Origin of the sequence: Aurantimicrobium minutum, from assembly GCF_029894165.1 — a bacterium.
GTDB lineage: Bacteria > Actinomycetota > Actinomycetes > Actinomycetales > Microbacteriaceae > Aurantimicrobium > Aurantimicrobium minutum_A.
The window spans coordinates 361,504-387,823 of the sequence record NZ_JARXXU010000001.1 but is presented as its reverse complement, the minus strand read 5'-3'; the positions used below and the strand labels follow the sequence as shown (position 1 = coordinate 387,823).

General features: G+C 57.9%; 28 protein-coding genes. 11 read left to right on the top strand and 17 right to left on the bottom strand.

The features are described from left to right. Nucleotides 1-18 precede the first annotated feature (18 nt). On the top strand, nt 19-345 hold the full coding sequence (locus tag M2119_RS02025) for a GNAT family N-acetyltransferase (protein WP_280803310.1): 327 nt from the start codon (nt 19-21) through the stop codon (nt 343-345). On the opposite strand, the gene M2119_RS02020 is transcribed toward M2119_RS02025, so the two are convergent. From M2119_RS02020 to M2119_RS02005, 4 genes are read right to left on the bottom strand one after another with little or no spacing between them, the layout of a single operon-like run. Beyond that, nucleotides 342-1,187: an alpha/beta fold hydrolase gene (locus M2119_RS02020; RefSeq protein ID WP_280803309.1), complete on the bottom strand. Its 846-nt coding sequence runs from the start codon at nt 1,185-1,187 to the stop codon at nt 342-344. The two genes, M2119_RS02025 and M2119_RS02020, sit on opposite strands and share 4 nt — an antisense overlap. Beyond that, entirely contained in the window at nt 1,187-2,662 is a 1,476-nt protein-coding gene (locus M2119_RS02015; protein WP_280803308.1) for a peptide MFS transporter, read from the bottom strand. The genes M2119_RS02020 and M2119_RS02015 overlap by 1 nt, the downstream gene beginning before the upstream one ends. A gap of 10 nt (nt 2,663-2,672) precedes the next feature. Then, the gene (locus M2119_RS02010; protein ID WP_280803307.1) at nt 2,673-3,386 is read right to left on the bottom strand and encodes a type 1 glutamine amidotransferase; all 714 of its coding nucleotides are present in this window, start codon (nt 3,384-3,386) and stop codon (nt 2,673-2,675) included. Next, the gene (locus tag M2119_RS02005; RefSeq protein ID WP_280803306.1) at nt 3,383-4,666 is read right to left on the bottom strand and encodes a Mur ligase family protein; all 1,284 of its coding nucleotides are present in this window, start codon (nt 4,664-4,666) and stop codon (nt 3,383-3,385) included. Before M2119_RS02005 ends, M2119_RS02010 begins: the two co-directional genes overlap by 4 nt. 24 nt (nt 4,667-4,690) lie before the next feature. Here M2119_RS02005 and M2119_RS02000 point away from each other — a divergent pair, with 24 nt between their 5' ends. From M2119_RS02000 to M2119_RS01990, 3 genes are read left to right on the top strand one after another with little or no spacing between them, the layout of a single operon-like run. Beyond that, the gene (locus tag M2119_RS02000) at nt 4,691-5,122 is read left to right on the top strand and encodes an Lrp/AsnC family transcriptional regulator (RefSeq protein WP_280803305.1); all 432 of its coding nucleotides are present in this window, start codon (nt 4,691-4,693) and stop codon (nt 5,120-5,122) included. A gap of 33 nt (nt 5,123-5,155) precedes the next feature. Continuing rightward, entirely contained in the window at nt 5,156-6,736 is a 1,581-nt protein-coding gene (locus M2119_RS01995) for a phytoene desaturase family protein (protein ID WP_280803304.1), read from the top strand. A gap of 2 nt (nt 6,737-6,738) precedes the next feature. Then, nucleotides 6,739-7,377 carry a LysE family translocator gene (locus M2119_RS01990; protein ID WP_280803303.1) on the top strand — a complete coding sequence of 213 codons (639 nt, stop codon included), beginning with the start codon at nt 6,739-6,741 and terminating at the stop codon, nt 7,375-7,377. On the opposite strand, the gene M2119_RS01985 is transcribed toward M2119_RS01990, so the two are convergent. From M2119_RS01985 to M2119_RS01975, 3 genes are read right to left on the bottom strand one after another with little or no spacing between them, the layout of a single operon-like run. After that, nucleotides 7,374-8,768 carry a dihydrolipoamide acetyltransferase family protein gene (locus tag M2119_RS01985; RefSeq protein WP_280803302.1) on the bottom strand — a complete coding sequence of 465 codons (1,395 nt, stop codon included), beginning with the start codon at nt 8,766-8,768 and terminating at the stop codon, nt 7,374-7,376. The two genes, M2119_RS01990 and M2119_RS01985, sit on opposite strands and share 4 nt — an antisense overlap. A gap of 10 nt (nt 8,769-8,778) precedes the next feature. After that, nucleotides 8,779-9,759, bottom strand: coding sequence for an alpha-ketoacid dehydrogenase subunit beta (locus M2119_RS01980; protein ID WP_280803301.1), 981 nt, complete (start codon nt 9,757-9,759; stop codon nt 8,779-8,781). Continuing rightward, the gene (locus M2119_RS01975) at nt 9,759-10,895 is read right to left on the bottom strand and encodes a thiamine pyrophosphate-dependent dehydrogenase E1 component subunit alpha (RefSeq protein ID WP_280803300.1); all 1,137 of its coding nucleotides are present in this window, start codon (nt 10,893-10,895) and stop codon (nt 9,759-9,761) included. Before M2119_RS01975 ends, M2119_RS01980 begins: the two co-directional genes overlap by 1 nt. A 109-nt stretch (nt 10,896-11,004) precedes the next feature. Here M2119_RS01975 and M2119_RS01970 point away from each other — a divergent pair, with 109 nt between their 5' ends. Next, complete coding sequence (locus tag M2119_RS01970; protein WP_280803299.1) at nt 11,005-11,403, top strand: phage holin family protein; 399 nt, start codon at nt 11,005-11,007, stop codon at nt 11,401-11,403. Here M2119_RS01970 and M2119_RS01965 read toward each other — a convergent pair whose 3' ends face one another. Together M2119_RS01965 and M2119_RS01960 are read right to left on the bottom strand one after the other, a co-directional pair. Further along, nucleotides 11,404-12,753, bottom strand: coding sequence for a hypothetical protein (locus M2119_RS01965; RefSeq protein ID WP_280803298.1), 1,350 nt, complete (start codon nt 12,751-12,753; stop codon nt 11,404-11,406). It abuts the gene before it with no gap. After that, a complete protein-coding gene (locus M2119_RS01960) occupies nt 12,750-12,983 on the bottom strand; it encodes a hypothetical protein (RefSeq protein ID WP_280803297.1) in 234 nt (77 codons plus the stop codon). Before M2119_RS01960 ends, M2119_RS01965 begins: the two co-directional genes overlap by 4 nt. 115 nt (nt 12,984-13,098) lie before the next feature. Between M2119_RS01960 and purB the strand changes: the two genes are divergently transcribed. Then, the gene (gene purB, locus M2119_RS01955) at nt 13,099-14,478 is read left to right on the top strand and encodes an adenylosuccinate lyase (protein WP_280803296.1); all 1,380 of its coding nucleotides are present in this window, start codon (nt 13,099-13,101) and stop codon (nt 14,476-14,478) included. Nucleotides 14,479-14,538: 60 nt separating this feature from the next. Here purB and M2119_RS01950 read toward each other — a convergent pair whose 3' ends face one another. The 8 genes from M2119_RS01950 to M2119_RS01915 form a co-directional block, all read right to left on the bottom strand. Then, the gene (locus M2119_RS01950) at nt 14,539-14,781 is read right to left on the bottom strand and encodes a hypothetical protein (RefSeq protein ID WP_280803295.1); all 243 of its coding nucleotides are present in this window, start codon (nt 14,779-14,781) and stop codon (nt 14,539-14,541) included. Further along, the gene (locus M2119_RS01945; protein ID WP_280803294.1) at nt 14,778-15,350 is read right to left on the bottom strand and encodes a DUF308 domain-containing protein; all 573 of its coding nucleotides are present in this window, start codon (nt 15,348-15,350) and stop codon (nt 14,778-14,780) included. The genes M2119_RS01950 and M2119_RS01945 overlap by 4 nt, the downstream gene beginning before the upstream one ends. Nucleotides 15,351-15,389: 39 nt before the next feature. Beyond that, the gene (dnaB, locus tag M2119_RS01940) at nt 15,390-16,757 is read right to left on the bottom strand and encodes a replicative DNA helicase (protein WP_280803293.1); all 1,368 of its coding nucleotides are present in this window, start codon (nt 16,755-16,757) and stop codon (nt 15,390-15,392) included. Between the two features lie 464 nt (nt 16,758-17,221). Beyond that, nucleotides 17,222-17,674, bottom strand: coding sequence for a 50S ribosomal protein L9 (rplI, locus tag M2119_RS01935; RefSeq protein WP_280803292.1), 453 nt, complete (start codon nt 17,672-17,674; stop codon nt 17,222-17,224). A gap of 12 nt (nt 17,675-17,686) precedes the next feature. Then, the gene (rpsR, locus tag M2119_RS01930; protein ID WP_096382948.1) at nt 17,687-17,950 is read right to left on the bottom strand and encodes a 30S ribosomal protein S18; all 264 of its coding nucleotides are present in this window, start codon (nt 17,948-17,950) and stop codon (nt 17,687-17,689) included. 55 nt (nt 17,951-18,005) lie between these two features. After that, entirely contained in the window at nt 18,006-18,485 is a 480-nt protein-coding gene (locus M2119_RS01925) for a single-stranded DNA-binding protein (RefSeq protein ID WP_280803291.1), read from the bottom strand. A gap of 5 nt (nt 18,486-18,490) precedes the next feature. Further along, complete coding sequence (gene rpsF / locus M2119_RS01920) at nt 18,491-18,868, bottom strand: 30S ribosomal protein S6 (RefSeq protein WP_280803290.1); 378 nt, start codon at nt 18,866-18,868, stop codon at nt 18,491-18,493. A 168-nt stretch (nt 18,869-19,036) separates the two neighbouring features. Then, nucleotides 19,037-20,461, bottom strand: a complete 1,425-nt coding sequence (locus M2119_RS01915; RefSeq protein WP_280803289.1) for a CCA tRNA nucleotidyltransferase — start codon at nt 20,459-20,461, stop codon at nt 19,037-19,039. Nucleotides 20,462-20,522: 61 nt separating this feature from the next. Here M2119_RS01915 and M2119_RS01910 point away from each other — a divergent pair, with 61 nt between their 5' ends. From M2119_RS01910 to M2119_RS01890, 5 genes are all read left to right on the top strand, one after another. Next, the gene (locus M2119_RS01910) at nt 20,523-22,520 is read left to right on the top strand and encodes a DUF6049 family protein (RefSeq protein ID WP_280803288.1); all 1,998 of its coding nucleotides are present in this window, start codon (nt 20,523-20,525) and stop codon (nt 22,518-22,520) included. Between the two features lie 124 nt (nt 22,521-22,644). Next, on the top strand, nt 22,645-23,598 hold the full coding sequence (trxB, locus tag M2119_RS01905; RefSeq protein ID WP_280803287.1) for a thioredoxin-disulfide reductase: 954 nt from the start codon (nt 22,645-22,647) through the stop codon (nt 23,596-23,598). A 21-nt stretch (nt 23,599-23,619) separates the two neighbouring features. After that, nucleotides 23,620-23,946: a thioredoxin gene (gene trxA, locus M2119_RS01900; protein ID WP_280803286.1), complete on the top strand. Its 327-nt coding sequence runs from the start codon at nt 23,620-23,622 to the stop codon at nt 23,944-23,946. A gap of 53 nt (nt 23,947-23,999) precedes the next feature. Then, a complete protein-coding gene (locus tag M2119_RS01895) occupies nt 24,000-25,349 on the top strand; it encodes a PLP-dependent aminotransferase family protein (RefSeq protein WP_432418493.1) in 1,350 nt (449 codons plus the stop codon). Between the two features lie 17 nt (nt 25,350-25,366). Next, nucleotides 25,367-26,314, top strand: coding sequence for a D-alanine--D-alanine ligase family protein (locus M2119_RS01890; protein ID WP_280803284.1), 948 nt, complete (start codon nt 25,367-25,369; stop codon nt 26,312-26,314). The last annotated feature ends 6 nt before the right edge of the window (nt 26,315-26,320 follow it).

Here is a 26,320-nt window from a genome sequence, read left to right as displayed (position 1 = left end):
TCGTCCTAGGCTCGTTCTATGAGCATTGAAGTGGTGCACCAACCAGGAAGTAACCAATACGTCATTCTGGATGGCGGCGAAGAAATTGGTGCTGCTCACTACACCTCTCGTGAGAACGACATCATGATTACCGGCACCTACATCTCCACCGCGAGACGGGGTGAAGGCCTGGGTAACATCTTGGTTCGTCGCGCGATTGACGACATTATTGCCACCACAACCAAGAAGGTCACGTCAGGCTGCTGGTTTGTCACCCAATGGTTAGAGCTTCACCCCGACTACGTGGACGATGCCCGCTCGGGTGGTGTTGATGCCGAACTCGGTAACACCTGCCGCGTTATTTAGTCGGCGTTCCGTTCAGAGATCCACGAGATCATGTCGTCGATGACCTGTTCTTTATTGGTCTCGTTAAAGATTTCGTGACGGGCCTCGGGATAGATTCCCACGGTCACATCTGCCTGTCCTGCACGCTCGATGTAACTCTCGGCAAGCTTGATGTTGCTGGGCTTGCCACCGAGTGGGTCGTCTTCACCCACGATGAGCAGCAGGGGAACCTGTGCCATGTGAGGAGAAGGCTTGCCGAACAGGCGTAAGCCATCGGCGAGGCCATAAAGCTTGAGGGTGTCCGCTTCAAAGGTCCAGAGATCCTCCTTGAAGGAAGTCCAGACCGCAGGGTCTCGGCTCAGCCACTCGTGCCCGGTGCAGCCAGGCGCATCAAAGTTCTTGTTCAGCTTGCCGGCATTCATTGAACCGGGCTGGCGATAGGCAGAACCTGAGAACACCACGGCGGCATAGTCTGCGGCATGCTCGTTGATCAGTATCTGGCCCATCAGAGAACCCATGCTGTGGCCGAGGAGAACGATGGGCACACCCGGGTTCTCGTCACGGATGATGTTCGTCATCTGTGTGAAGTCCGCCACAGCGGCGCGCAGACCACCCGGACCGAGCTTGCCAAGCTTGGACAGGTCCCCGCCGAACTGCCGCACGCCGGTGCGACCATGCCCGCGTTGGTCAGGCGCATAGACGGAATAACCCGCAGAGTTCAGTGCTGCAGCAACGTGGGTATAACGTCCTGCGTGATCACCCAATCCATGCATGATCTGGACGACTGCCCGGGGGGTTGGAATCGAATACACGTCATAGGTAATGACGACGCCATGGGCATCTGTGAATTCAGAGGTGATCATTAGCGCACGCCTTCCATGAGCTTGAGAACCCACTTGCGAATCAGGAGCAGAACGACACCGAGGGCGATAGCAGCCAGGCCGGAGTAAAGGAAGTAGTCCAAGTTCAACTCGGGGTGCTTCTCGTCATAGAGACCGGCAAGCTGGCCCGACATGGCCGTGCCCAAGGCGCTGGAGAGAAACAGCAGCGCCACCATCTGAGTACGGAACGCGGTGGGTGCCAGCTTGGTGCTCACCGAGAGGCTGACGGGTGAAATAAGAAGTTCCGCGATGGTGAACACAAACAGAATTCCCACCAGCATGAGCAGAGGTGCGGTGTGAGGAGCAGCGTTGTAGACGCTGAGGAACATGAGGAAGGCCAGACCCATCACGATGGTTCCGAGGCCCATCTTCACGGGTGTACTGGGCTGCTTTGTGCCCCACTTGGTCCACAGTGCAGCAAAGATCCCGGAGAGAGCCAAAATGAAAATGGGATTAATGGACTGAACCCAAGACACAGGCATGGTCCAGCCAAAGATGTTCAGATCCAGCTGGTCATTGGCAAAAATCGTCACCACGGTGAACTGCTGCTGATAAAGAGACCAGAAGGCAGCGCAGGCTATGAACAGTGGAATGAAGGCCAGCACGCGGTTGCGTTCGATGGGGGTAATGAGCTTGCTGCCCAAAATCACGATGAAGTAGGCAATCGCCGCACCCGCAGTGACGATGATGATGACGGTGGCAAGGTTGCTACTCGTGATGACGCCAGAGAGAACCAAGAGGGCGATGACTGCTGCGCCCGCAGCGGCAAGAACCCAGACCAGCCACTTCTTCGAGCTGGGCAGCGGGTTAGGAACAACGCGGGTTTGTGGTGGGAGGCGACGGCGACCGAAGGTGTACTGGATCAAACCAGCAGCCATACCGACCGCGGCTAATCCGAAGCCCCAGTGGAAGCCATAGGTGGTCTGCAAGAAACCGGTGGCCAACGGACCCACAAACGCACCCAGGTTGATACCCAAGTAGTAGAGCGAGAAACCGGCATCACGACGGACATCACCCGGGGCATAGAGCTGGCCCACAATGCTTGTCGCATTGGCCTTAACGCCGCCGGCACCAATAGCAATCAGAATCAGACCGACGGTCAGCCCCGCATACGCAGGCAACACGGCCAGCGCGATGTGACCAAACATGACCATGACGGCGGCATAGAACAGCACGCGTTCGCTGCCAAACATGCGGTCCGCGAGCCAGGCACCCAGAATGGTGGCCAAATAGACACCACCGCCATAGGCGCCGACGATGCCCGTGGCGACCTTGACGTCGATTCCCAGTCCGCCCTCGCTGACGGGGTAGAACATGTACAGCAGCAGGATGCCCTGCATGCCGTAGAAAGAGAACCGTTCCCACATCTCCACGCCAAAAATGGTCGTGAGTTGGCGGGGCTGACCGAAGAATAATTTCTCGGGCTTGTCGGGCTTGTCGGCGATGACGGTGCTCATGAGTGCAATCCTATTTCTTGGTCACAAAGTCGAGGCGTTCCTGACGTAAAGCTTCGACTTCCGCTTCCACGATGTGATCCAGATCTCGGCCAACTGCCCACCCCAAAAGGCGCTCGGCAATGCGTGGGTTTCGCACCAGGCACGGACCGTGCAAATAGGTGCCGATGACCCGGCCACTAATCGCACCTTCGGTGCCATCCCCATTGCCCACACCATGCGTCACGGTTGCCAGGGGCTTCGCGTCAGGGCCGAGATGCGTGTGACCGCCGTGGTTTTCGTAACCGGTGAACACCTCCGTCAGACCGGCTGGCGCGAACTCACTGGGCTGAGCCAGAAGCTCACCCACGGCACGTGTATCCAAGCGGTCCGTGGTGACATCCAGCAGTGCAAGACCAGCCGAAGGCTTGCCCTCTGCGTCCAGGAAGGTGTGACCCAGAATCTGATACCCGGCACAAATAGCCAGCACCGACGCACCATTCTTGACGCCCTCTGCGAGCGCCCCGCTGGCATGCAGGGCAGCGGCCGCTGCTGATTGTGCAGTGTCTTCACCGCCACCAAGAACATAAATATCTGCATCGTGCGGGACGGTGTGGCCAGGGGACACCTCGGTCACCTCTACGGCAATGCCGTGCAGGGTGGCCAGGTGTGTCAGCGCTGCGACGTTACCGCCGTCACCATAGGTGCCCAGCAACGTGGGGTAGATAGACGCAATCTTCACACTCATGCGTCCACCTCCCCATCGAGAGCTGCCACACGAATCTTCTGAAATGCCGTATAGGTCGCCGCACAGTCAATGACCTCGAGTGCTCGAACACTGTCCGGAAGATCTGCGTTCGGTGCAAAAGGGTCTTCGATCACGTGTGCATCAACACCGGCATGCAAGAGACGCACGGCCAGATCGCGGCGGCGATTGCCGGATGCGATCACCGTGCGACCTGCCAGACGTTCAAACGGAACATCCCACAGCCACGACGGATCACGGCCATCGGCATGGTTGGCGTTGATCATCACAATGACCGGGGTCGGTGCCGGCGGCATGATGTCGAGAAGCTCACTCCAGCCGGCAGGGTTCTTCGCCAAGAGCAATCTCACCGTGAGGGCGCCTGCCTGAACGGTTGCGAAGCGACCGGACACCGCAGAAACTGTGTTCATCAATTCCAGGGCGGTGGGCAGATCCTGTCCCAGCTCGCTGCAGGCCGCCAAGGCCATAGTTGCATTCGAGGCATTAAAGCGGCCAGGCAAACCGAGATGGGAAAGGTCAAAGCTTTGGCCATCGGGAGCTACGGCCCGGGCATAGGTGTTGCCCTGCTGCGCACTCCACTCAAATGTCCAGGAAGGCTCCGGGCGCGAACGGCCACAGCCACTGCAGCTCCAGGTTTTCTCATCACGGCTCAGCAGCGTGCCGCAGTCTGGGCAGACCGAGGAGTCCGCGGTCCACGCTTGACCGGCCGCAACCCACACGATTTTGGTCGCTTTCTCGGCGGCATACGCCACGATGGGGTCATCCGCATTCGCAATGATGAGCACGTCAGGGTTTTCGGCAATCATGGCGCGCCACTTGCGCGCCAGCATGGCCACTTCACTCATGCGGTCTAGCTGGTCACGACTGAGGTTGGCCAGAAGCACAACCTTCGGCTGTGTCTCCCTCACAATGCGGGGTAAATACGCTTCATCAACTTCGAGAACGGCCTGCGCCCCAGGTTCGCCAGTAGCCAATGCCCACACCGCGCCCTCGGTCATGTTGGCGCCGGTGGTGGGGGACGCAACAGGACCGCTCTGACTCAGAGCAGTAGCCAGTAACCGCGTCGTGGAGGTCTTGCCATTGGTCGCTGAAACGAGTGCAGCGACTCTCCCCTGTGCCAGATCGCGAAGTGCGTGGGGCGAGACGGCGAGCGCGACCTTGCCGCCGATAATCATGCCCTCGCCGCGCCCAGCAAGCCTCGACGTGGCGGCTGCGAGCTTGCCCGCAGAAATCGCCAAACGGGTTCGCAGGGGCGTATTCACGTCTCCACTTTATAAGCTCATGTCATGGACAACTTGGACCGTCGCATCATCGATCAGCTGCGTCAGAATTCCCGTGCCTCGTATGGAGACATTGGCGGGCTGATTGGGCTCTCTGCTTCTGCGGTGAAACGACGAGTAGACCGCCTCGTTGCAGACGGCGTGATTCGCGGATTCACCATCCACGTAGACCCTTCCGTGGAGGGTCTCGAGACTGAAGCCTATGTCGAGTTGTTCTGCCGAGGCACCGTGGCACCAGATGAACTTCGCCGCCTCCTCGAAGGTGTTCCCGATGTCATTGACGCAGGAACAGTCTCGGGCAGTGCCGACGCTATCGTGCATATGCGCAGCCACAATATTGCCAGTTTGGAAGATGCCCTCGAGGCCGTGCGCAATGCGCCGAACGTGGATCACACGCGCACCAGCATCGTGATGTCGAGGTTGATTTATCGACAATAGTCGGTGCTGTTTTCGCCCAGCTAGGCTGGGCGTATGAGTAACTCTCACTACGACGTTGTCATCGTCGGTGGAGGTCACAACGGCCTCACCGCTGCCGCCTACCTTGCACAGACGGGACGTTCTGTTCTCGTGCTGGAACGCAGTGATCACCTCGGTGGCGCTGCCATCTCTGCCCAGGCGTTCGACGGAGTTGACGCACGCCTGTCTCGCTATAGCTACCTCGTGAGTCTGCTGCCGCAGAAGATCATTTCTGACCTGGGGCTCGACGTGAAACTGATCCGTCGTCGCTACTCCTCCTACACTCCTCTTCCTGGCAACCCCGAGCTCGGTCTGCTCGTGGACAATCAGGATGCTGCCGCAACGGCGTCCTCGTTCTCGCGAATCGGGGAAGCAGCAGATGCCGCCGGTTTCGAGAAGTTCTATGCCAAGACCATCACTCTGGCTCAGGCCCTCTGGCCCTCTGTGACCGAACCTCTGGTGACACGCTCGGAAGCGAAGAAGCTCGTCGGCGATGACACTGCCTGGGATGAGTTCATTGAGCGCCCCCTGGGTGAGGTCATTGAGCGAGACATCACAGGCGAGATTGCCCGCGGTGTTGCTTTCACCGATGGCATCATCGGAACGTTCTCGGCATCTCACGATGAGAGCTTGGACCAGAACCGCTGTTTCTTGTATCACGTGATTGGTGGCGCCACCGGGGACTGGGATGTCCCTGTAGGCGGAATGGGTGCTGTCACGGGTGAGATGGCCCGAGCTGCCCGTGAGGCTGGTGCGGGGTTACTCACCGAAGCTGAGGTGACCGCACTTGTTCCCGCCGAACATTCGGGTGGGCCAACACAGGTGTTCTATAGCCACGAGGGAACAGCACACGAGGTTTCGGGAACCTGGGTTTTGGCCAACGTGTCCCCGTGGGTTCTTGCTGAGCTTCTCGGAGAAAACCCGGAACCTTCCGTGCGTCCCGAGGGTGCACAAGTCAAGGTGAACTTGCTCCTGAAGCGTCTGCCGAAACTGGCAGACAGCACCGTCACCCCGGAACAAGCTTTCGGCGGAACGTTCCACATCAATGAGACCTATAGTCAGTTGCAGACAGCGTTCGACGAAGCGTCCTCCGGACGCATACCTTCCACTCTGCCCTGTGAGATTTACTGCCACTCCCTCAGTGACCCCAGCATTTTGGGGCCTGACCTGCGCGCCTCTGGTGCACACACACTGACCGTCTTTGGAATCCATGCACCCCATTCCTTGGTCACCAGAGAAACCAACGACGACGTTCGTGCACAGCTCCAAGCTGCTGTCTTACGGTCCCTCAACAGCGTGTTGGCCGAGCCCATCGAAGACGTGCTTATGCGCGATAGCAACGGTGAGCTATGCGTCGAGACAAAGACCACCCTCGATCTCGAGGATGCCCTCGGCATGACCGGGGGAAATATCTTCCACGGTTTGTTGTCCTGGCCCTGGGTCGAAGACGATGAGGACCTCTCCTCTCCCGCAGCTCGCTGGGGCGTGGCAACCGCGAACCCTGGCATTTTGCTCTGTGGTTCGGGGGCTCGACGTGGTGGTGCCGTTTCCGGCATAGGTGGCCATAACGCCGCCATGGCTGTTCTCGAAAGCTAACCATGCCCCCCGTTGAGAATCTGATTGCGTTTAGCATCGCGGCGCTGGTGATCATCTTGATCCCCGGCCCCTCCGTGATGTTTGCCGTCGGGCGCTCACTTGCCTTAGGCAAGGGCGCCGGTGTTCTCACGGTTGTGGGTAATTCGCTCGGCACCTTTGTCTGGCTTGTTGCCGTGGTGCTGGGTCTGGGCGCGATTGTGGCCAGCTCAGAATTCTTGTTCTATGGCATCAAATACGCCGGTGCTGCTTATCTCGCCTACCTCGGTGTTCAAGCATTCCGCCACCGCAATGATCATGGCTTTGACGTCAGCGCAGGTTCTGCCCCGCCCCAATCTCGGTGGAAGACTCTGCGTCAAGGTTTTCTTGTGGGGCTCAGTAACCCCAAGACCATGGTGTTCTTCACCGCGGTACTTCCTGGCTTTGTCGCTGTGGACCAAGGCAATGTCATGTTCCAGTTGTTGGTCCTCGGCATTATTTTCGAAATCATCGGAACACTCAGTGACTCGATGTATGCCATCGGTGCCGGTTTGGCTCGCGACTGGTTCGCCCGTGATCCGAAGCGTTTGAGTATCGTTCAGGGCACCGGAGGCATCCTCATTATCGGATTGGCCATCTGGGTGGCCTTCTTCGATTCGCTTTAGTCGAGCAGGAGCGCGGGTTCCTCCACCACGCTGGCGACATCGGCTAAGAAGCGGCTAGCGACGTCGCCATCGACCACTCGGTGGTCGAAGCTCGCGCCCAAGGTGGTGACGAAGCGGGGGCGAACCTCGCCGTCGACAACCCACGGCTTTTGCTTGATGGTTCCGAGCGCAAGAATGCCCACTTCACCAGGGTTTAGAATCGGGGTTCCGGTGTCCATGCCGAACACACCAATGTTCGTAATGGTGATCGTTCCACCGGCCATGTCCGCAGGTGAGGTCTTGCCATCACGAGCGTTGAGGGTCAACTGCTCGAGGGACTGCGCCAGCTCGAGCAGGCTCATCTCTTGGGAATCTTTAACGTTAGGAACGATGAGACCACGAGGTGTTGCAGCTGCCACACCCAGGTTCACATAGCGGTGAACAATGATTTCTTTGTCGGTCCAGGTGGAGTTCACGGTGGGGTTGCGCCGGACGGCCCAGATGATGGCCTTGGCCAGTATCAGCAGAGGAGACACCTTCACCCCCGCAAAGTCCGGAGAGTTTTTGAGGCGCTTGACGAACTCCATGGTGCGGGTGGCATCCACGTCGACGAAAACAGACACATGGGGTGCGGTGAATGCGCTCTGCACCATCGCCGTCGCGATGGCCTTGCGCACACCCTTGACCGGAATGCGCTCTTCGCGCTCTTCGGGCCATTCGGGAGTCTGAATGTTGCGGAACACGCTGGCCTGCGAGGCGTGACGGATCACGTCATCGCGGGTGATTTCTCCGGCGAGGCCGGTGGCCTCAACCTGAGAGAGCTCTACATCAAGATCCTTGGCCAGCTTGCGAATCGGTGGCTTGGCAATCACGGGAACAGCATCGGTCACCGGCAGTGACACGGGGCGCTTCGGGGCAGGAGCTGCCACCGCCACAGGAGCGGGTGCCACCACAGCAGGAGCTGCCGGAGGCGTAGGTGCGGGAGTGTTTCCGCCGCGGCGACGCCGCGTCGCAGCATGGCCGCCCACACCGTAACCAACCAGAACACTGCCAGAAGCTTCGTCTTTTGCGTCCACTGCGCCGTCGATCTCGCTGTCATCGGTGACGAACACTTCGTTCGCCATCGCTGCCTGTGCGAGGGTCGGCGTGGGGGAGGTCAACATGGAGTGGCCAGCGGTGGAAATCGTGATGATGGCGGTTCCCACCTCGACGGTTTCACCTTCCTGCACGAGAAGTTCTGCAACCTGGCCTTCAAAAGGACTGGGCAGCTCAACGAGAGACTTCGCGGTCTCGATTTCAACCAGGATGTCGTTGATCGCGACAGCGTCGCCGGGCTTCACCATCCACGTAACGATTTCTGCCTCGGTGAGACCTTCGCCGACGTCGGGGAGATAGAACTTAGACACGGTCATTGTGTCGCTCCTAGTAACTCAGCACTCGGTCGACTGCGTCGAGGACGCGGTCCGAGTCGGGTAGATAGATGGCCTCCAGCTTGGCGGGAGGGAAGGGAGTATCGAAGCCGGTCACACGCAACACGGGTGCCTCGAGTGAGTAGAAGCACTTCTCGGTAATGGTCGCTGCCACTTCCGAGGCAAGGCTGACATTTCCTGGCGCCTCCTGTGCAATGACACAACGGCCGGTCTTGCGCACCGACTCGAGGACAGGTGCGTAGTCGATGGGTGAGAGGGAACGCAGGTCGATTACTTCCAGGCTCATGCCCTCCTGGGCAGCGACATCTGCTGCTTGCAGCAGAACGCTGACCATGGCGCCGTGGCCGACGAGGGTGGCGTCGGTTCCCTGGCGCACTACGCGAGTGGCGTGCAACGGAAAACCGGAAGCCGACGTGTCGACATCAGCTTTGGGCCAGTAGCGGCTCATGGGCTCGAAGAAGATGACGGGGTCGTTGGACTGCACCGCTTCCTGGATCATCCAGTACGCATCGTGTGGATTACTCGGGCTGACCACACGCAAACCAGCGGTGTGCAGGAAGTAGGCCTCGTTGCTTTCCTGGTGGTGCTCCACCGCACCAATGTGACCACCGTAAGGAATGCGGATCACGACAGGGAATTGCATGGCACCTTCGTGACGGTTGGTCAGCTTGGCCAGCTGGCTCGTAATCTGGTCGAAGGCGGGATAGACGAAACCGTTGAACTGGATTTCGATGACGGGGCGGTAGCCGCGCATGGCCAGACCAATAGCGGAACCGACAATGCCGGACTCCGCCAGAGGAGTATCGAGCACACGGTTCGCACCGAATTCAGCCTTGAGTCCTTCGGTCACACGGAAGACACCACCGAGGGTTCCGATGTCTTCACCCATGAGCAGAACCTTGGGGTCGTTGAGCAGGGCTTGACGAAGCCCTAAGTTGATGGCCTTACCCAGGGGCAGGTTTTCAATCACCATTAGTGGCCTCCTCCCTGCTCATCGAAGGACGCTTCATAAGCCGCAAGCCATGCGGCTTGCTCCTCCACCACGGGGTGTGGATCTGTGTAGACGTTGGTGAACATGCTCGCGGGCTCTGGGTTTTCGAGAGTGACCGTTCGACGACGAATATCGCTGGCGAAGTCAGCGGCTTCTTCGTGTACGCCATCGAAGAAGGATTGCGGGGCACCCGAGTTTCGCAGGAAAGCTTCCATACGCGCGATGGGGTCACGGGCAATCCAGGAATCAAGCTCTGCGTCGGTGCGGTACTTGGTTGGGTCATCGCTCGAGGTGTGTGCACCGATGCGGTAGGTGTGTGCCTCAATCAGGCTGGGGCCTTTACCGCTGCGAGCGTCGTCGAGCTGCTTGGCGGTAACCGCGTAGCTGGCAAAGACGTCATTACCGTCCACCTGCACACCCGGAATACCGAAACCTTCACCGCGCTTGTAGAGGGGAACGCGTGCTTGAACACTGACCGGGACGGAAATTGCCCAGTGATTGTTCTGAATAAAGAAGACCTGAGGCGTTTGGTAGCTGGCCGCAAAAACGAAAGCTTCGCTGACATCGCCTTGGCTGGTAGCACCATCACCGAAGTAGACCATCACGGCCTGGTCCGTGTCCAGGTTTCCCGTGTTCGTGGCGCCATCAAAATTGATGCCCATGCCGTAACCCGTGGCATGCAAAGCCTGCGAACCAATCACGAGTGTGTAAATGTGGAAGTTCTTGTGGGCAGGATTCGTGGGATCCCACCCGCCGTGGGTCAAACCACGAAGTACGCGAATGATCTCGAGAACATCAATACCGCGGATCATGCCAACGGCGTGCTCGCGGTAGGCGGGGAAAATGTGGTCCTGAGGCTTTGCCGCGTGGGCGGAACCGACCTGGGCACCTTCTTGGCCGTGGCTGGGAACCCAGAGGGCAAGCTGTCCCTGACGCTGCAGATTGGTCGCTTCGGTATCGAAACGACGAATCACAACCATGTCGCGGTAGAACTTGCGGTGGTCAGCTTCCGTCAGGCGCTGAAAATAGGGCAGAAAAGCTTCCGCGCTCTCGCTGGGCGCAAAGTTACCCTCGGGCGTGAGGAACTGCACCATGGGATCTAAGGTCTCATCGGCCATGTTCCCAATCTATCCGGTCGGAGGTGCCCAAACTGGTAGGTCTTCTACAATCTCTCGCGAAATACGTAGGAGCATCTCCACCACTCCCGCTCCATGGCAGAATGAAGTCATGAAGTCGTTTCTGCTCTCGACCGTGATCAACGCTATTGCTCTGTGGCTAACCACGGTGATGATGCCCGACAACATCCGCATCATTCCGGAAGATCAGCAGTCCCTGGGCTATGTATTGACGCTGACCTTCGTGGCGATTGTGTTCGGTTTCGTGAACGGAACCATCGGTCGCGTGCTGCGCTTCCTGGCTTTCCCCCTCTACATCCTGACCCTGGGCTTGATGGCTCTCGTAGTCAATGCCCTGCTGCTCCTGTTCGTTGCGTGGCTGACCCAGCTCTTCGGTTTCGGGTATGGCCTCGAGGTATCAGGCTTCTGGGGTGGCTTCTGGGCCGCAATCGTACTTTCACTGATCAGCTGGATCCTCGGCATGATCCTGCGTCCCTCGGACAAGCGCTAATTACACCCGATCTGCCCGCCACATCGTGGTGGTGCCCTCACCCTGCGTGCGCGCTGCAATCCGGCGCTGTTCGGTGTTGAGTTTGTTGTCCCCTGACGTATCCATCACGCGTGCCGTCTCGATGTAGCGGGAAAGATTGTGGGCAGGAAGCACCTCTCCTTTCGGCGGCGGCGCCGACTGATACAACGTTCTCTGCACAGTGAGGTGCGTGGCAACAGCGGCAGGCGCTGCGACGCCACTGAGCGAAGGAATCACGTCTTCACTGTGCTCGATCGCAACAAGATGCACGTCTTCAGGAAGCTCCACTTGATGCAGTGGTGCCCCCACCGTCACGACATCGCTCACGCGATACTCCCCCGACGCAGCAATCTGGGCAGCCACCAATCCGCCCTGGGAATGCCCCACCATGATCACATTGTCTTCAGCACTGATTCCTGCCTCACGCATAGCAGCGATAGTTGCGGAGTAACTGCCGGAATCCATCTCGGCAATCGCTGCCATGTTGCTCGTCATATCCCAAGGTTCTCCCGTTGGTTCAATTCCAGCGTCGATGGTTCCGCCCAGATACACGACATAGCCGCTGTCGTATTTCTCGATGCGAATCTGGGCCGCCCCCTCCTCTGCCCGAGGAATGCGTGAAACAAGATCCTCGTAATTCTTCGGCGGAATACTCTGAGAGACCTCCACACTCTTGACTCGAACAGAGCTTTCCTGGAAAGCCCGGGTACCCAGCACGGCAGCACTCGTGATGACCCCTGCCGCGACAGCATCTTCTCCCGTGAATGGCCCGTTTCCAGCGGGTTGGGGTAAACCGACAAGTCCCGCCACAAAATCATCTGCACCCGAGGCGAGATGTGCCGTGGCCTGCACGACCACAGGATTACTGAGGAACTGACCAGTATCAGGCAGTTTCCTCTCGAAAACATCCATCACGTGATCGAAAGGGCTTCCCGGCATGAGTCTTCTCGCGGCAGCCAAGGCAAAGACGATCGCGAGGCCGCCGATGATTGCCGGACCATATGCCACCATCAGCGCCGGCATCATCCGACCCACATTCCACATCAGGGTGGAACTGGCCTGCTCGGCCACTCCGCGAAGAAATTGTTCACGCTGTGCATACTGGCGAGAACCTTCTGCCGCGGCAGCGGCGAGGTTCCGCAGACGATCGATGGCGTGCTGTGCTCTGCTCCACGTTGTGTACCCGTGGGGGCTCAGGCTTAGTGAACCTCGTGTGACCGCGAGGGCATGCTCGAGTTGCCATACTCGTGCGTGTAGTTGTCCAGAAAGATCGTCGAGATAGACCGTATCCGCTCCGGCACCTGCACCTGCACCTGCACCTAGCCGGATCACGTGAGAGCTCCGGTATTGATGAGGAAGATAACTTCTTCCTGCACACGGTTCAGTTCAGCCGAGATCTCAGCCGCGCTCTGATCAAAACTCTGCCGGGAAGGGCCAAACCACAGTGGATCTGGAACTGCTTGGCGCAGCATGAGTGCTGCAGAATCCAAAGCTCCGGCGAGCGTGAGCCACTGCCCCACAGTCAGTGTAGGAGCTCCCGTGAGATAGCTGAACTCTGTCATTCGGACACAATGACAACTCCCGTAACCCTGGTTGTGGGATGAACCCAATCTTGTGGAGAAAGTCTGTGGGTTGTGGCTGTGAAGGGAAGGCTCTTTTGTTTGGGAGAATAGAGGTATGACGCTTCCTATTCAGGTCCTTAGCCCGCTCGATGGTCGATACCAGGCCGTTGTTTCGCCTTTGGGCGAATACCTCTCGGAAGCAGGCTTGAACCGTGCACGCGTCACGGTGGAAGTGGAGTGGTTGATCTACCTCACCAACCACAGCATGTTTGGCACCGCTCCTTTGAGTGCAGAGAACGTTGCTGCTCTACGAGCCTTGGTTACTGACTTTGGACAGGCAGAAATTGATGAGCTTGCTCGTCTGGAAGCTACCACCCGTCACGATGTGAAGGCGGTGGAATACCTGGTTCGTGCCAAGCTCACCGAGCTCGGGCTTGACCACATTGCCGAGCTCACTCACTTCGCCTGCACGAGCGAGGACATTAACAACCTGTCCTACGCCCTCATCGTGCGCGATGCGACCACCAACATCTGGCTTCCCGCCTACCAGGCAGTCATTGCTCGTTTGCGTGAACTCTCCCTTCAGTACCGTGATGAAGCCATGTTGGCCAAGACCCACGGTCAGCCCGCTACTCCCACCACCATGGGTAAAGAACTTGCCGTGTTTGTCTATCGCCTCGAGCGCATTCAGAAGCAGATTGAAGCTTCTGAATTCCTGGGCAAGTTCTCCGGAGCAACCGGAACCTTCTCCGCACACCTTGCTGCAGAGCCTGACGCTAACTGGCCCATCATCTCGGAAGAATTTGTGACTTCTCTGGGTCTGACCTGGAACCCCCTCACTACTCAGATCGAATCACACGACTGGCAGGCCGAGCTTTACACCCGTATCTCTCACGCCAACCGCGTGATTCACAACCTGGCTACGGATATCTGGACCTACATCTCGATGGGGTACTTCCGACAGATTCCCCAGGCGGGTGCAACCGGTTCCTCCACCATGCCTCACAAGATCAACCCGATTCGTTTCGAGAACGCAGAAGCAAACCTCGAGCTTTCCTGTGCTGTGCTGGATTCGCTCTCTGCAACGCTGGTCACTAGCCGTTTGCAGCGTGACCTCACTGACTCCACCACTCAGCGCAACGTGGGTGTGGGTTACGGTCACTCGATGCTCGCCCTGGACAACATTCGTCGGGGCCTCAGTGAAATCGACCTTGACTCTGTCGCACTGGCACACGACCTCGACACCAACTGGGAAATCCTGGGCGAGGCTATTCAGACCGTGATTCGTGCAGAAGTTGCTGCTGGTCGCTCGACCATCTCTGACCCCTACGCGCTGCTCAAGGAACTCACACGTGGCAAGCGCATTGGTCGCGAAGATCTCATTGCCTTCGTTTCTGGCCTCGAGATCGGCGAGGAGGCCAAGGCACGTCTCCTCGTGCTCACTCCTGCCGGTTACGTTGGTCTGGCATCGAACTTGGTCGACTACCTCAACTAGTTCACGACTTAACGACGAAGGCGCCTCCAAAAAGGGGCGCCTTCGTCGTGTGCTCTGTCGTTAGTGCGGGGAGTTGTCGAGTTCTTCGATATCCAGAAGTTCGTTCTTGTTGGGCTTGATGGCCAACACAAACATCGCCATGACAACCAGGCAGATGATGAAGACAACGCCAAAGCTCACGGCACTCAGAACCCAGTCGCGCGAAGACATCATGACGACAAGTCCGGTGAAGAGGCCGATAACGGCGGAGACAACGACGAGCTCAGCGGGCTTGAGTCGATCACGCAAGGTGGGGGTGCTCATGAAGAAACCTCATTTGTTGATGGTGTGGTCTGGGGGGAGTCTGCGCGAAGCGAGATTCCCGCGATGATTTGAAAAATTCCAATAATGGCAAGATACGCACCGAAAAGTCCGACGGCATAGACATCGTTCATCGGGATCGCTGCATACACAATGGCAAGGAGGGCTGTGAAACCACCGAGAGTGAGCCATTCACGGCTGAGAGCCTTGTCTGTGGATCGATACCCGGCATAGAGCTCAGCCAGTCCGGTCACACCTGCCCAGATGCTCATCACCAGAATCAAGGCGGTGAGACCGCTGTTGATGGTGACGGCGGCAACCGCAGCTGCCACGACGGAAGCGATGGCCTGAATTCCGACCATGGTCTTGCTCACGCCCTCGAGCGGAACCGCGGCAATGCTGAAGATCAGAACTCCGGCCAAGAGGAAAGCAAAGCCCACGAAGACAGCCAACCCCACCACGGGCGCGTGGTTACGAGAGAAAGTAATGATCGCGGCAGCGACTAGTGCCGGAAGGGCACGCAGAATCAACGCTGTACCCATTCGGGTGTGAGGAGTCGATGCGCGTGCCACGGCTCAAGTCTACGGCCGAAGCCAGTCCGAATTTTCCGGCTAAACCTTGGGCATATCGGCGAAACGAGAGAGGTGACCTTGGAATCCGACGGTGATTGTCGCGGTGGGACCGTTACGGTGCTTCGCCACGATGAAATCTGCTTCACCGGCACGGGGGTTATCTTTTTCGAACGCATTTTCACGGTGCAGAAGGATAACCATGTCGGCGTCCTGCTCCAGCGATCCAGATTCACGCAGGTCGCTGATCGCGGGCTTCTTGTCAGCACGCTGTTCGGGGCCACGGTTGAGCTGTGACAGAGCAATGACGGGAACCTGAAGTTCTTTCGCGAGCAGCTTCAAAGCACGGGAGAATTCCGAGACTTCCTGCTGACGGCTTTCGACCTTCTTACCGGAGGTCATCAGCTGAAGGTAGTCAATAACGACCATCTGGAGGCCGACCTTCTGCTTGAGGCGACGGCATTTAGCGCGAATCTCGACCAGGGTGAGATTGGGGCTGTCGTCGATGTAGAAGGGAGCATCGTTGATGCGACCACGGGTACTGGCAATGGTGGTCCAGTCGCGGTTGTCTACCGTTCCCTTCCGCATGTTTTGCAGCGGAACGGATGCCTCTGCAGAGAGCAAACGCATCGCGATTTCTGACTTACCCATTTCGAGGGAGAAAAAGATCGAAGGCAGGTTGTTCTTGATTGAAGCAGCACGGCAGAAGTCCAGGGCCAGTGTCGACTTACCCAAAGCAGGACGTGCCGCAACGATAATGAGCTGGCCCGGGTGGAAACCGTTGGTGAGCTCATCCAGGTCAGCAAAACCGGTAGGAACACCGGTCATTTGACCGTCGCGACTCTTCGCGGCTTCAATTTCGTTGATCGCGGTGTCGACAGCGGTAGTCAGCGGGACGTAGTCGTCCTGCTCCACCGATCCGGTGACCTGATAAATCTCTGCCTGTGCATTGTTGACCAGGTCAACTGCTTCACCTTCACCGGCGTAGCCCATTTGCACAATCCGGGTACCGGCTTCAACCAGGCGGCGCAGCAGTGCACGCTCAGAGACGATGTTGGCGTAATAGCCGGCGTTTGCAGCGGTGGGAACCAGGGCAGTGAGGGTGTGCAGGTATTCGGCTCCCCCGGCACGGCCGAGTTCACCAGATTTGGTGAGCTCATCGGTCACGGTGATCACATCGGTGGGTTCACCGTGCGAATACAACGACATGATGGCGTCAAAGATGACTTCATGCTTGGGAATGTAGAAGTCATTTCCACGAAGAATCTCGACGACGTCTGCTACAGCGTCTTTGCTGAGCAACATGCCGCCGAGAGCACTTTGCTCCGCGAGAAGGTCGTGGGGAGGTGTGCGTTCTCCCTGCCAGTTTTCTCGGGAGTCGGCTGGGGAACCAAGGTGTGCAATGGACATGCTCACAGGTCCTTCCAGTTCAAAATTGTGGGGGTGTTATGGAGTATTCACCCTGCCCCTGACAATGGCCTGATACAGACCTATTGAGAGGTGTATCACCACATTAGGAAGTCGGTCTACGTCCACCAAATAGAGCTGTGGATAACTCTGTGCATGAAACCTGTGAAACGCCGTGCGGTCTGTTCATAAGTTGGGGAGAAACCTGTGGAAAACAAAATATGTTTACCTAATATATATGCTCTGAACTGGGCTTTTAGTTTTCAACGGGTGTGAACATTAACTTCCTTCAAGCATGTGTTTAAGCTTGGGGAAAATTCATGCCTCTGTGCACAAAATTGACCCCTTAACCCCCTTGCTATGTACCCCATATGGGGTTTAAGGGGGCTAGCTACCAGATGCTTTTCTGAAGGTTAAAACACTCAGGGCGGGAGCATTGCGCTCCCGCCCTGAGTAAAGTTCAGAAATTACTTTGCAGCAACAACCTGAAGGGTGATGGTTGCAACAATGTCGTCACGCAGACGAACGGTTGCTTCGTGCTCACCAGTGAACTTGATGGGGGTTGCGATCTCGATCTTGCGCTTGTCGATGGCGCCGATACCGGCACTCTCGACTGCTGCGGCAATGTGATCGGTCTTGACCGAACCGAAGAGACGACCATCCTGGCCGACCTTGACAGCAAGCTTGACCTTGGTGCCTTCGATCTTGGCCTTGAGGGCCTGTGCCTCTTCAAGAGTTGCGAGTTCGCGAGCGGTGCGAGCAGCACGAATCTGCTCAACCTGCTTCTCGCCACCACGAGACCATGCAACAGCAAGGCCCTGAGGAATGAGGTAGTTACGGGCGTAGCCGTTCTTTACCTCGACAACATCGCCTGCCGAACCAACGCCGGAGACTTCATTCGTAAGAATCAACTTAGACATGTTCTACTCTCCTTAGCGGCCAGCGCCAGCGTAGGGGAGAAGAGCCATCTCGCGTGCATTCTTAACTGCCTTGGCGATGAGGCGCTGTTCCTGGACGGAAACACCGGTGATACGGCGAGCGCGGATCTTGCCACGCTCAGAAACGAACTTGCGAAGAGTGGCGACGTCCTTGTAGTCGATCACACCAACGCGGATAGCCTTCGCAGGTGCGAGAGCCTTAGCGCCCTTGCCACCGCGGAGTGGCTTGCGGGCTCCGCCGCTAGCTTTTCCAGCCATGATTACCTAACTTTCGTAAATGTTTGGGGGTTCAACTCGTGCTGAACCGGAGTGTTTAGAACGGCGTATCGTCTGCGGGGACACCGGGGGTGTTCCAGGGGTCTGCAGCTGGAGCAGTTGGCGAACCCCACGGTTCGTCATTTCCAGCAGGGACTCCGGGGCGACCCGAGGATGCCGCGCGACTTACAGTTGCCGTGGCGTAACGAAGCGAGGGACCGATCTCGTCTACTTCAAGTTCGATCGTGGTTCGCTTCTCGCCTTCCTTGGTCTCGTACGAACGTTGCTTGAGTCGACCGGTAGCGATGACACGGGAGCCCTTAGTCAGGCTGCCTGCGACGTGCTCGGCAAACTCGCGCCAGACGCTGGCACGAAGGAAGAGAGCCTCGCCATCTTTCCACTCGCTTGATGCGCGATCGAAATTGCGCGGAGTGGAGGCAATGGTGAAGTTGGCGACTGCGAGTCCGTTCTGCGTGTAGCGCAGTTCGGGGTCACTCGTGAGGTTTCCCACAACGGTGATGACGGTTTCGCCGGCCATGTTACTTACGCGTCCTTCGAAGCCTTGGCGGGAGCGGCAGCCTTGCGGGCAGCCTTCTCGTCAGCGAGCTTTGCAGCAGCGGCAACCATCGCGATGGCTTCTTCTGCACGCAGAACCTTGGTGCGCATGACAGCTTCGGAAAGCTTCAGCTGGCGGTCGAGCTCGACAGTTGCGTCGGCGCTAGACGTGAAGTTCACGACGGCATAAATGCCTTCGGCCTTCTTGTTGATCTCGTAAGCCAAACGACGCTTACCCCAGATGTCAACGTTCTCGATGGTTCCACCATCGTTACGAATGACGTTGAGGAACTTGTCAAGGCTGGGAGCTACGGTGCGCTCATCGATCTCTGGATCGAGGATGACCATCAACTCGTACTGATGCATGACTAACCCACCTCCTTCGGACTAAAACGGATACAGACGGTCTGTATCAGGAGGGTTGTGCATGTGCCATCTGCGGAGGCCGGATATTTCCGGCGCACAGACAACTTCCTCAGTCTAGACCGACTCGGACCTGCACGCAAAGTCGCCGTCGGCCTGCATCCGCATGAACTAGCGGTTTGCCCACCACGCGAGCAGACGTTCGCCGGCCAGCTCAGCCCCAATAGGGCCCTCGTCCAAACGGACGTTGAGGAGATAGTTATATGCCTCACCGACGTCACGGCCAGCGGGGATACCCAGGATTGCCATGATCTCTTCGCCGTTGAGGTCTGGGCGTACGGCGGCCATCTCCTCGGCTTTTGAGAGTTCCGTGATGCGGTCTTCCAGATCGTCATAGGCAAAAGCGAGGCGGTCGGCCTTGCGCTTGTTGCGGGTGGTGACGTCAGCGCGGGTCAGAATGTGTAGACGTTCGAGCAGATCCCCGGCGTCGCGGGCATAGCGACGCACGGCAGAATCGCTCCAGGCAGCATCGGAGTACCCAAAGAAGCGCAGATGAAGCTCGATTAATCGCGCCACGTTCTGCGTGGTTTCCTTATCGAAGCGCAGCGACTTCATGCGCTTGACCGCTAGCTTGGCTCCCACGAGATCGTGGTGATGGAAGCTCACGGCACCGCCAGATTCCAGATGGCGGGTGGCGGGCTTCCCAATGTCATGCATGAGGGCAGCTAACCTCAGGGTGAGGTCGGCGGGTTCGCCGGGGTGGCGTTCCCGCTCCAAATCAATGGCTTGTTCCAACACCGTCAGGCTGTGCTCGTAGACGTCCTTGTGGTGGTGGTGCTCATCGACCTCGAGGCGTAGTGCGGGAATTTCAGGCAACACAATTTCAGCAATCCCGGTGCGCACGAGCAGTTCAATACCCGCCCGGGGCTTGTCCGTGAGCAGTAACTTACACAGCTCCTCGTTCACGCGCTCGGCTGAGATCTTCTCGATCGCGGGAGCCAGTTCCGTCATGGCCCACTCGGTTTCCTCATCCAGGTGGAAGCCGAGCTGGGAGGCAAAGCGCGCCGCGCGCATCATGCGCAGAGGGTCTTCGTTGAAGGAGACTTCTGCCGACTTCGGTGCGCGGAGCACACCCGCCATGAGGTCTTCGACGCCGCCTGAAGGGTCAACCAGAACCAGTTCCGGTAGACGGACCGCCATGGCGTTCACGCGGAAGTCGCGGCGAATCAGGTCCTCATCGAGGCTCTCGCCAAACGCAACCTCAGGCTTGCGGGTTTTGCCGTCGTATTGATCAGCCCGGTAGGTCGTGATCTCAACCTTTTCGCCCGCAATCTGTGCACCAATCGTGCCAAAATCACGGCCAATATCCCAGTGAGCTTCGGAGATGGGTTCCACAATTCGAATGATGTCATCGGGGCGTGCATTGGTGGTGAAGTCCAAGTCGTGCACGTCATGGCCCAAGAACGCGTCACGAACCGGGCCACCGACGAGAGCCAGTTCGTATCCAGCGTCCGCAAAGGCCTTCGCCAAGCGGGAGACGCTGGGCGAGGTACTCAAACGAGTAATTGATTCGATAGCTGAGGCGACGCTGTGCATTTGCCGCCATTCTACGGGGAGCACACAGGAGTTCTCAGGTCGCGACGCCTAGAATGACAGGATGCTCTCCGCCGAAATTCGTCGCGCGCTGACTGCGCCTGTGGTGTTCCTCACCACGCTGCTGGTCATCGCCGGATTTCTGAGCGTTTCTTCCCCTGTTGCCCACGCAGCAGACGAGGTCAGCGTGAGCTTGGTTCCGAGCACTGTCAGTGCAGGGCCAAACGATGCACTCTCGGTGACCATCACGGTCAATAACAAGAGCACCGACGACCTTCCTGCGGGCGAAGCGGTTGTTACTGCTCCCTCAGATGTCATTTCCCAAGTGAGCGAACTCGATTCTTGGCTTGCCGCCAGCGATGGCACCGCCACCCCCGGTCGATTCCTCAGTACCGTGGAGATTCCTGCCGTGGCGGCTGGAAAGTCTGTCTCGGTCGTTCAAGAACTGCCCCTGTCCCTCGGTCGATTCGGTGCTGCGTGGGGTCCGCGCGGTCTCGCGGTGAATTACGAGGCAGAGCCAGCGAGCGCGAGCGCTCGCAGCATCTTTGTCTGGACACCCACGGAAGCACCTGGAAAAACAGCGTTTTCTGGTGTGATGAGCATTATTGCCGAGCCCAGTGCGTCCGGTCTCTACACGGCTGATGAGCTCACAACGTTCACGGGGCCTGACGGGGTTCTCACCCGCCAGCTCGAGATGGTTCGTGGCCACAGTGTGGCGCTCGGTGTGGATCCTCGAATTCTGGTGTCACTGGAGGTACTCGGTGCTGACGCTCCCGCGTCGGCGAAGTCTTGGCTGGCTGATCTCGCGGGCCTTCCCGTGGAAACCTTCCTGCTTTCCTATGCAGATGCCGATATTTCTGCCCAGGCGCAAGCCGGTGCCACCACACTAATTGCCCCGGACACCTCGGATGTCATCCAGGCAGAACCCGTTGATCCTGCAACTACGGCAACTCCTGCTCCGACAGAGACTCCTGCTCCGGCGAAAGATGTCCTCCCCCGGTTTGACGTACAACTCACAAACCTGGGTTGGCCTGCTGCACACAGTGTCATCGGCTCAGACCTGCCCGTTTTTACTAACAACGGGCTGACCTCGCTCATTCTGTCTTCCAATAACCTCACCAGTGCCGGTGAATCTCCGAGCTCCGGAACACTGGCCGGAAGTTCTGTAGCCGTCACGACTACTGGCCTGAGTTCTGCTCTTTCTCGTGGTGACCTCCCGCGCGCGGGTGCATACGCCGCAGCAGGACTCCTCGACAGCAGCACGTCTGGACGCATGTTTGCCGAATTGGCGCGTGACCAAACCTCCCTCACTGCGCTTGGCAAACAGAAACTGACGCTGACGGCGTTTTCAGCACTCCCGTGGGTCGGTTCAGGATCATTGTCCACTGCGCTTTCTTCCGCTTCAACAGGACTTTCTCTTTCAGACTCTGCCGAGTCCAGCACACGAATCACTACCATTCAGGGGCTATTGACACGAAACCAGGCTGTGGCGGACTTTTCCACCATTGCTGAAAATCCCGCGCTCATCACACGTCCTGCTGCACGTCAGCTTGCTGCTGTACTTTCTGTTGGCTGGCTTGGAGAAAAGTCCTGGTCAGAAGCAGTTAATGAGAACCTCCGAAACACCACAGCGTTGCTCAATTCGGTTGCGGTATCCACCAGCAGCACCGTCAACATGGTGGGTGGGCAGGCCAACATCCCCATCTCGGTGCGTAATGCCCTCACGCAGCCGGTCACCGTGGTGGTCACTGCAGATCCCAGTAACGGTCGTTTGCTCGTAGATGGCGGCGAAACCATCACTATTCAGCCCGAATCCCAAGCCAAGGCCCGGATACCGGTCAAGGCGCAGGTGGGAAACGGCAGTGTCAGCTTGACGGTGACACTCTCCTCCACCAGCGGCGTTGTCATTGGCCAGCCCGCGGTGATTCCGATCAATGTGCGTGCGGACTGGGAAACCTGGGGCCTGGCGGCTCTCGGATTGGCCTTTGCTGGGCTCATCACCGCTGGTGTGATTCGCACAGTGCGTCGACGCCGTTCTGAAGCTGCATCATCAGCTGAATAATTCACCCGTATTTCACTGAAGAACCGGTTGTCTCAAGCTTTTTCGGGAATAACCAGCCGGTAGACTGGGTTTACTCTTGTGTCCCGTGGATATGGGGCGTTTTCTTCTGTGTGAGGAGCATTTCGTGCGTCAAGTCATCATCATCGGTTCAGGTCCCGCCGGGTATACCGCTGCGATCTACGCTGCACGCGCGAACTTCAAGCCCCTCGTTATTGCCAGCTCCGTTGAAGCTGGTGGCGAGCTGATGAACACCACAGAGGTAGAGAATTTCCCCGGCTTCCCTGAAGGCGTCATGGGTCCTGACCTCATGATGAAAATGCAGGAACAGGCTGAAAAGTTTGGGGCGGAAGTCCTCTTAGATGACGTTGTCAGTGTTGAGCTCACCGGAGACGTCAAGCGCGTCGTGACCGGTGGCGGTCAAACCTTCGAAGCACTCACGGTGATCTTCGCAACCGGGTCGGCTAACCGAAAGCTCGGCCTTGCCGACGAGGACCGCCTGTCCGGTCACGGTGTTTCGTGGTGTGCAACCTGCGACGGCTTCTTCTTCCGACAGAAGACGGTCGCGATCGTCGGGGGTGGCGATTCGGCCATGGAAGAAGCCAACTTCCTCACCCGCTTTGCGGACAAGGTCTATGTCATTCACCGCTCTGAGACGCTCCGTGCCTCAAAAATCATGCAGGATCGCGCCCTGGCAAACCCCAAAATTGAATTCCTGTGGAACTCAACCATCGATTCTTTGCTGGGTGACGAATCTCTCACAGGGGTGACTCTGAAGAACACGGTCACCGGCGACACAATCGATGTTGAACTCCAAGGATTGTTCATTGCCATTGGTAATGACCCCCGCACCCAGCTGATCCACGGGCAGTTGGACTTAGCACCCGAGGGAACCGTGGCCGTCAAGGGTCGCACTTCCAAGACCAACCTCACCGGTGTCTTTGCAGCCGGTGACGTGGTGGACCCCACCTACCGTCAGGCCATTACCGCTGCTGCCAGCGGTACAGTGGCTGCACTGGATGCAGAGCACTACCTCCAATCACTTCCTGCCGAGGTTCTCGCGCAGGCTGAAAACAACTAAGTTCCACTCGAAGGAGACATCATGTCTGCAGCACCCGCAGTAACTGACGCCAGCTTTGACGCTGACGTACTCAAGAGCAACAAGCCCGTTCTCGTTGATTTCTGGGCAGAATGGTGCGGTCCTTGCCGCGCTGTGGGGCCCATCTTGGACCAGATCCGTGAAGAGCACGGCGACAAGCTTGAAATCGTCAAGCTCAACGTGGATGAAAACCCGCAGACCGCCATGCAGTACCAGATCACCTCAATCCCTGCCATGAAGGTTTTCGTCAACGGTGAGGTCGCAAAGACCATCATTGGTGCCAAGCCCAAGCCAGCTCTCGAGCATGACCTGGCTGACTTCATCGGCTAACTGAGAGCACACAACGAGGGCCGCCTGTTCAATTAGGTGGCCCTCGTTATTTAATGCTTCGCATTGCCAACTACGATTGTTCTGTGGCCGAGAACAACGAAACCGGGCAAGGTACCAACCTTGACCCTTGGTTCAATCACTACGCAAGCCGTTCCGCGGGGCTCAGCGCCTCCGAAGTGCGAGCGTTGTTTGCCGTTGCCTCTCGCCCCGAAGTAGTTTCTCTCGCCGGCGGAATGCCCTACGTCCGGGCGCTGCCTGAGTCGTTAGTCAATGGTGCGCTCGAGAAGGTCATGAAGGACAACGGTCCCATGGCTATGCAATACGGCTCTGGTCAGGGTGTTCCTGCCCTGCGTGAGCAGATTCTTGAGATTATGGCGCTGGAAGGCATCTCTGCTTCGGTCGACGACGTCGTCGTGACAACTGGAAGCCAGCAGGCGCTGGACCTCGTGACCAAACTGTTTATCAATCCTGGTGACGTGATCCTCGCCGAAGCCCCCAGCTATGTGGGCGCCATTGGTGTCTTCCGCAGCTACCAGGCTGATGTGGTGCACGTGCTCATGGATGACAAGGGTTTGGTTCCCGAAAAGCTCCGTGAGGCAATCGCTGAGGTGAAGGCGTCTGGCCGCACTATCAAGTTCCTCTACACAATTCCGAACTTCCACAACCCTGCAGGCGTGACGCTCTCCGCTGAGCGTCGTCCGGAAATCCTGGAAATCTGCCAAAGTAACGGCATTCTCATCCTGGAAGACAACCCCTACGGGCTGTTGTCCTTCGACGAAGAGGTTCCTCCCGCCATTCGCTCACTCGACGAAGACGGTGTGATTTATCTCGGTTCGTTCTCAAAGACACTCGCTCCCGGTTTCCGCGTGGGCTGGGCGCTAGCCCCCCACGCTATCCGTGAAAAGCTCGTTCTCGCGGCAGAGGCAGCAATTTTGTGCCCCAGCTCCTTCAGCCAGATGGTTATTTCTGAATACCTCAGCCAGGCAGACTGGAAAGGCCAGATTGAGACCTTCCGTGGTGTCTATAAAGAGCGTCGGGACGCCATGAACGAGGCGTTGCAGGAATATCTGCCTGATTTGACGTGGAATGTGCCGACCGGTGGCTTCTACATCTGGTGCGAGTTGCCCGGAAACCTTGATTCCAAGGCGATGTTGCCCCGTGCCGTGAGTGAACTCGTGGCCTACACCCCCGGTACCGCGTTCTTCTCAGACGGGGGCGGTCGACAGAACATTCGTCTGTCTTTCTCCTACCCCACACCGGAGAACATCAAGATTGGTATTCGCCGTCTTGCCACCGTCATTCGCGGTGAACTAGATCTGCTGGCTGATTTTGCGGGAACAGGATCTCTCACCGCATCTGCGGGCGACGACAACGTCATTGCACCACCACCTGACCTGAGCTAACGAAAAAGAGGCTATCTATGTCGTCATCTCTCAACATCGCTGTTCTTTCCGGTGGTATTTCTCACGAGCGTGAAGTGTCATTGCGCTCCGGTCGTCGAGTAGCAGATGCCCTGACCGCGCGCGGCCACCACGTCACTCTGCTCGATCCCGATGCGTCACTGTTTACCAAGCTTGCTGATCTCAAGCCAGATGTGGTCTGGCCTGCTCTGCACGGATCCAGCGGGGAAGATGGTGCCCTGCTGGGACTCCTCGCCGCTGCTGGCTACACCTACGTCGGCCCTTCGGCCAGCGCTGCGCGCCTGGCCTGGTCCAAGCCTGTCTCCAAGACCCTCGTCTCCCGTGCAGGAGTTGCAACCGCTGCGTCACTCACTGTTGCACGTGAAGCCTTCCGTGAACTCGGTGCCGGGTCTGTTTTGGAATTAATCGCCTCTGAACTGGGAAATCATGTCGTAGTGAAGCCTGCTTCGGGTGGATCTTCACAGGGTGTTTCCATCGTGACGGCGTCTGAAGAACTTCCTCGCGCCATGGTGGATGCCTTCACCTATAACGACGTTGCCCTCGTTGAAAAGTTCATCGCGGGCACGGAAGTGGCCGTGACGGTCGTAGATGGTGCGGCAGGGGCTCGTGCCTTGCCCGCGGTTGAAATCGTGCCTTTAGATGGCGTGTACAGCTTCGAGGCACGATACAACGCCGGTGAAACGACCTTCTATGTTCCTGCGCGTCTCTCGGACGAGATCAGCGCACGCATTTCCGCCGCCGCGATCACTGCCCACGAAACTTTGGGCCTGTCCCCCATGTCGCGCATTGATCTCATCGTGGATGAGACTGGTGAGCCGTGGTTCTTAGAAGCCAACGCTCTCCCTGGTTTGACTGAAACCTCGAGCGCACCGCTTGCTATCGAAGCGTCCGGTGTTGAGGTGGGTCAGCTGTACGAAGTTTTGGCTCTGGCAGCCCTTAACGACTAACTCCGC

Coding starts and splice junctions, on each gene's coding strand:
- M2119_RS01960 (WP_280803297.1), bottom strand. CDS start 12,983: ATGACAGAGTTCAGCTATCTCACGGGAGCTCCTACACTGACTGTGGGG.
- M2119_RS01975 (WP_280803300.1), bottom strand. CDS start 10,895: ATGGCCGATGAGACCTTAGATCCCATGGTGCAGTTCCTCACGCCCGAG.
- M2119_RS02000 (WP_280803305.1), top strand. CDS start 4,691: ATGGACAACTTGGACCGTCGCATCATCGATCAGCTGCGTCAGAATTCC.
- trxA (WP_280803286.1), top strand. CDS start 23,620: ATGTCTGCAGCACCCGCAGTAACTGACGCCAGCTTTGACGCTGACGTA.
- rplI (WP_280803292.1), bottom strand. CDS start 17,674: ATGTCTAAGTTGATTCTTACGAATGAAGTCTCCGGCGTTGGTTCGGCA.
- M2119_RS01915 (WP_280803289.1), bottom strand. CDS start 20,461: ATGCACAGCGTCGCCTCAGCTATCGAATCAATTACTCGTTTGAGTACC.
- M2119_RS01895 (WP_432418493.1), top strand. CDS start 24,000: ATGCTTCGCATTGCCAACTACGATTGTTCTGTGGCCGAGAACAACGAA.
- M2119_RS01970 (WP_280803299.1), top strand. CDS start 11,005: ATGAAGTCGTTTCTGCTCTCGACCGTGATCAACGCTATTGCTCTGTGG.
- rpsR (WP_096382948.1), bottom strand. CDS start 17,950: ATGGCTGGAAAAGCTAGCGGCGGAGCCCGCAAGCCACTCCGCGGTGGC.
- M2119_RS02015 (WP_280803308.1), bottom strand. CDS start 2,662: ATGAGCACCGTCATCGCCGACAAGCCCGACAAGCCCGAGAAATTATTC.
- M2119_RS02025 (WP_280803310.1), top strand. CDS start 19: ATGAGCATTGAAGTGGTGCACCAACCAGGAAGTAACCAATACGTCATT.
- M2119_RS01950 (WP_280803295.1), bottom strand. CDS start 14,781: ATGAGCACCCCCACCTTGCGTGATCGACTCAAGCCCGCTGAGCTCGTC.
- purB (WP_280803296.1), top strand. CDS start 13,099: ATGACGCTTCCTATTCAGGTCCTTAGCCCGCTCGATGGTCGATACCAG.
- M2119_RS01890 (WP_280803284.1), top strand. CDS start 25,367: ATGTCGTCATCTCTCAACATCGCTGTTCTTTCCGGTGGTATTTCTCAC.
- M2119_RS02020 (WP_280803309.1), bottom strand. CDS start 1,187: ATGATCACCTCTGAATTCACAGATGCCCATGGCGTCGTCATTACCTAT.
- dnaB (WP_280803293.1), bottom strand. CDS start 16,757: ATGTCCATTGCACACCTTGGTTCCCCAGCCGACTCCCGAGAAAACTGG.
- M2119_RS01910 (WP_280803288.1), top strand. CDS start 20,523: ATGCTCTCCGCCGAAATTCGTCGCGCGCTGACTGCGCCTGTGGTGTTC.
- M2119_RS01995 (WP_280803304.1), top strand. CDS start 5,156: ATGAGTAACTCTCACTACGACGTTGTCATCGTCGGTGGAGGTCACAAC.
- M2119_RS02010 (WP_280803307.1), bottom strand. CDS start 3,386: ATGAGTGTGAAGATTGCGTCTATCTACCCCACGTTGCTGGGCACCTAT.
- M2119_RS01980 (WP_280803301.1), bottom strand. CDS start 9,759: ATGGTGATTGAAAACCTGCCCCTGGGTAAGGCCATCAACTTAGGGCTT.
- M2119_RS01985 (WP_280803302.1), bottom strand. CDS start 8,768: ATGACCGTGTCTAAGTTCTATCTCCCCGACGTCGGCGAAGGTCTCACC.
- M2119_RS01925 (WP_280803291.1), bottom strand. CDS start 18,485: ATGGCCGGCGAAACCGTCATCACCGTTGTGGGAAACCTCACGAGTGAC.
- M2119_RS01990 (WP_280803303.1), top strand. CDS start 6,739: ATGCCCCCCGTTGAGAATCTGATTGCGTTTAGCATCGCGGCGCTGGTG.
- rpsF (WP_280803290.1), bottom strand. CDS start 18,868: ATGCATCAGTACGAGTTGATGGTCATCCTCGATCCAGAGATCGATGAG.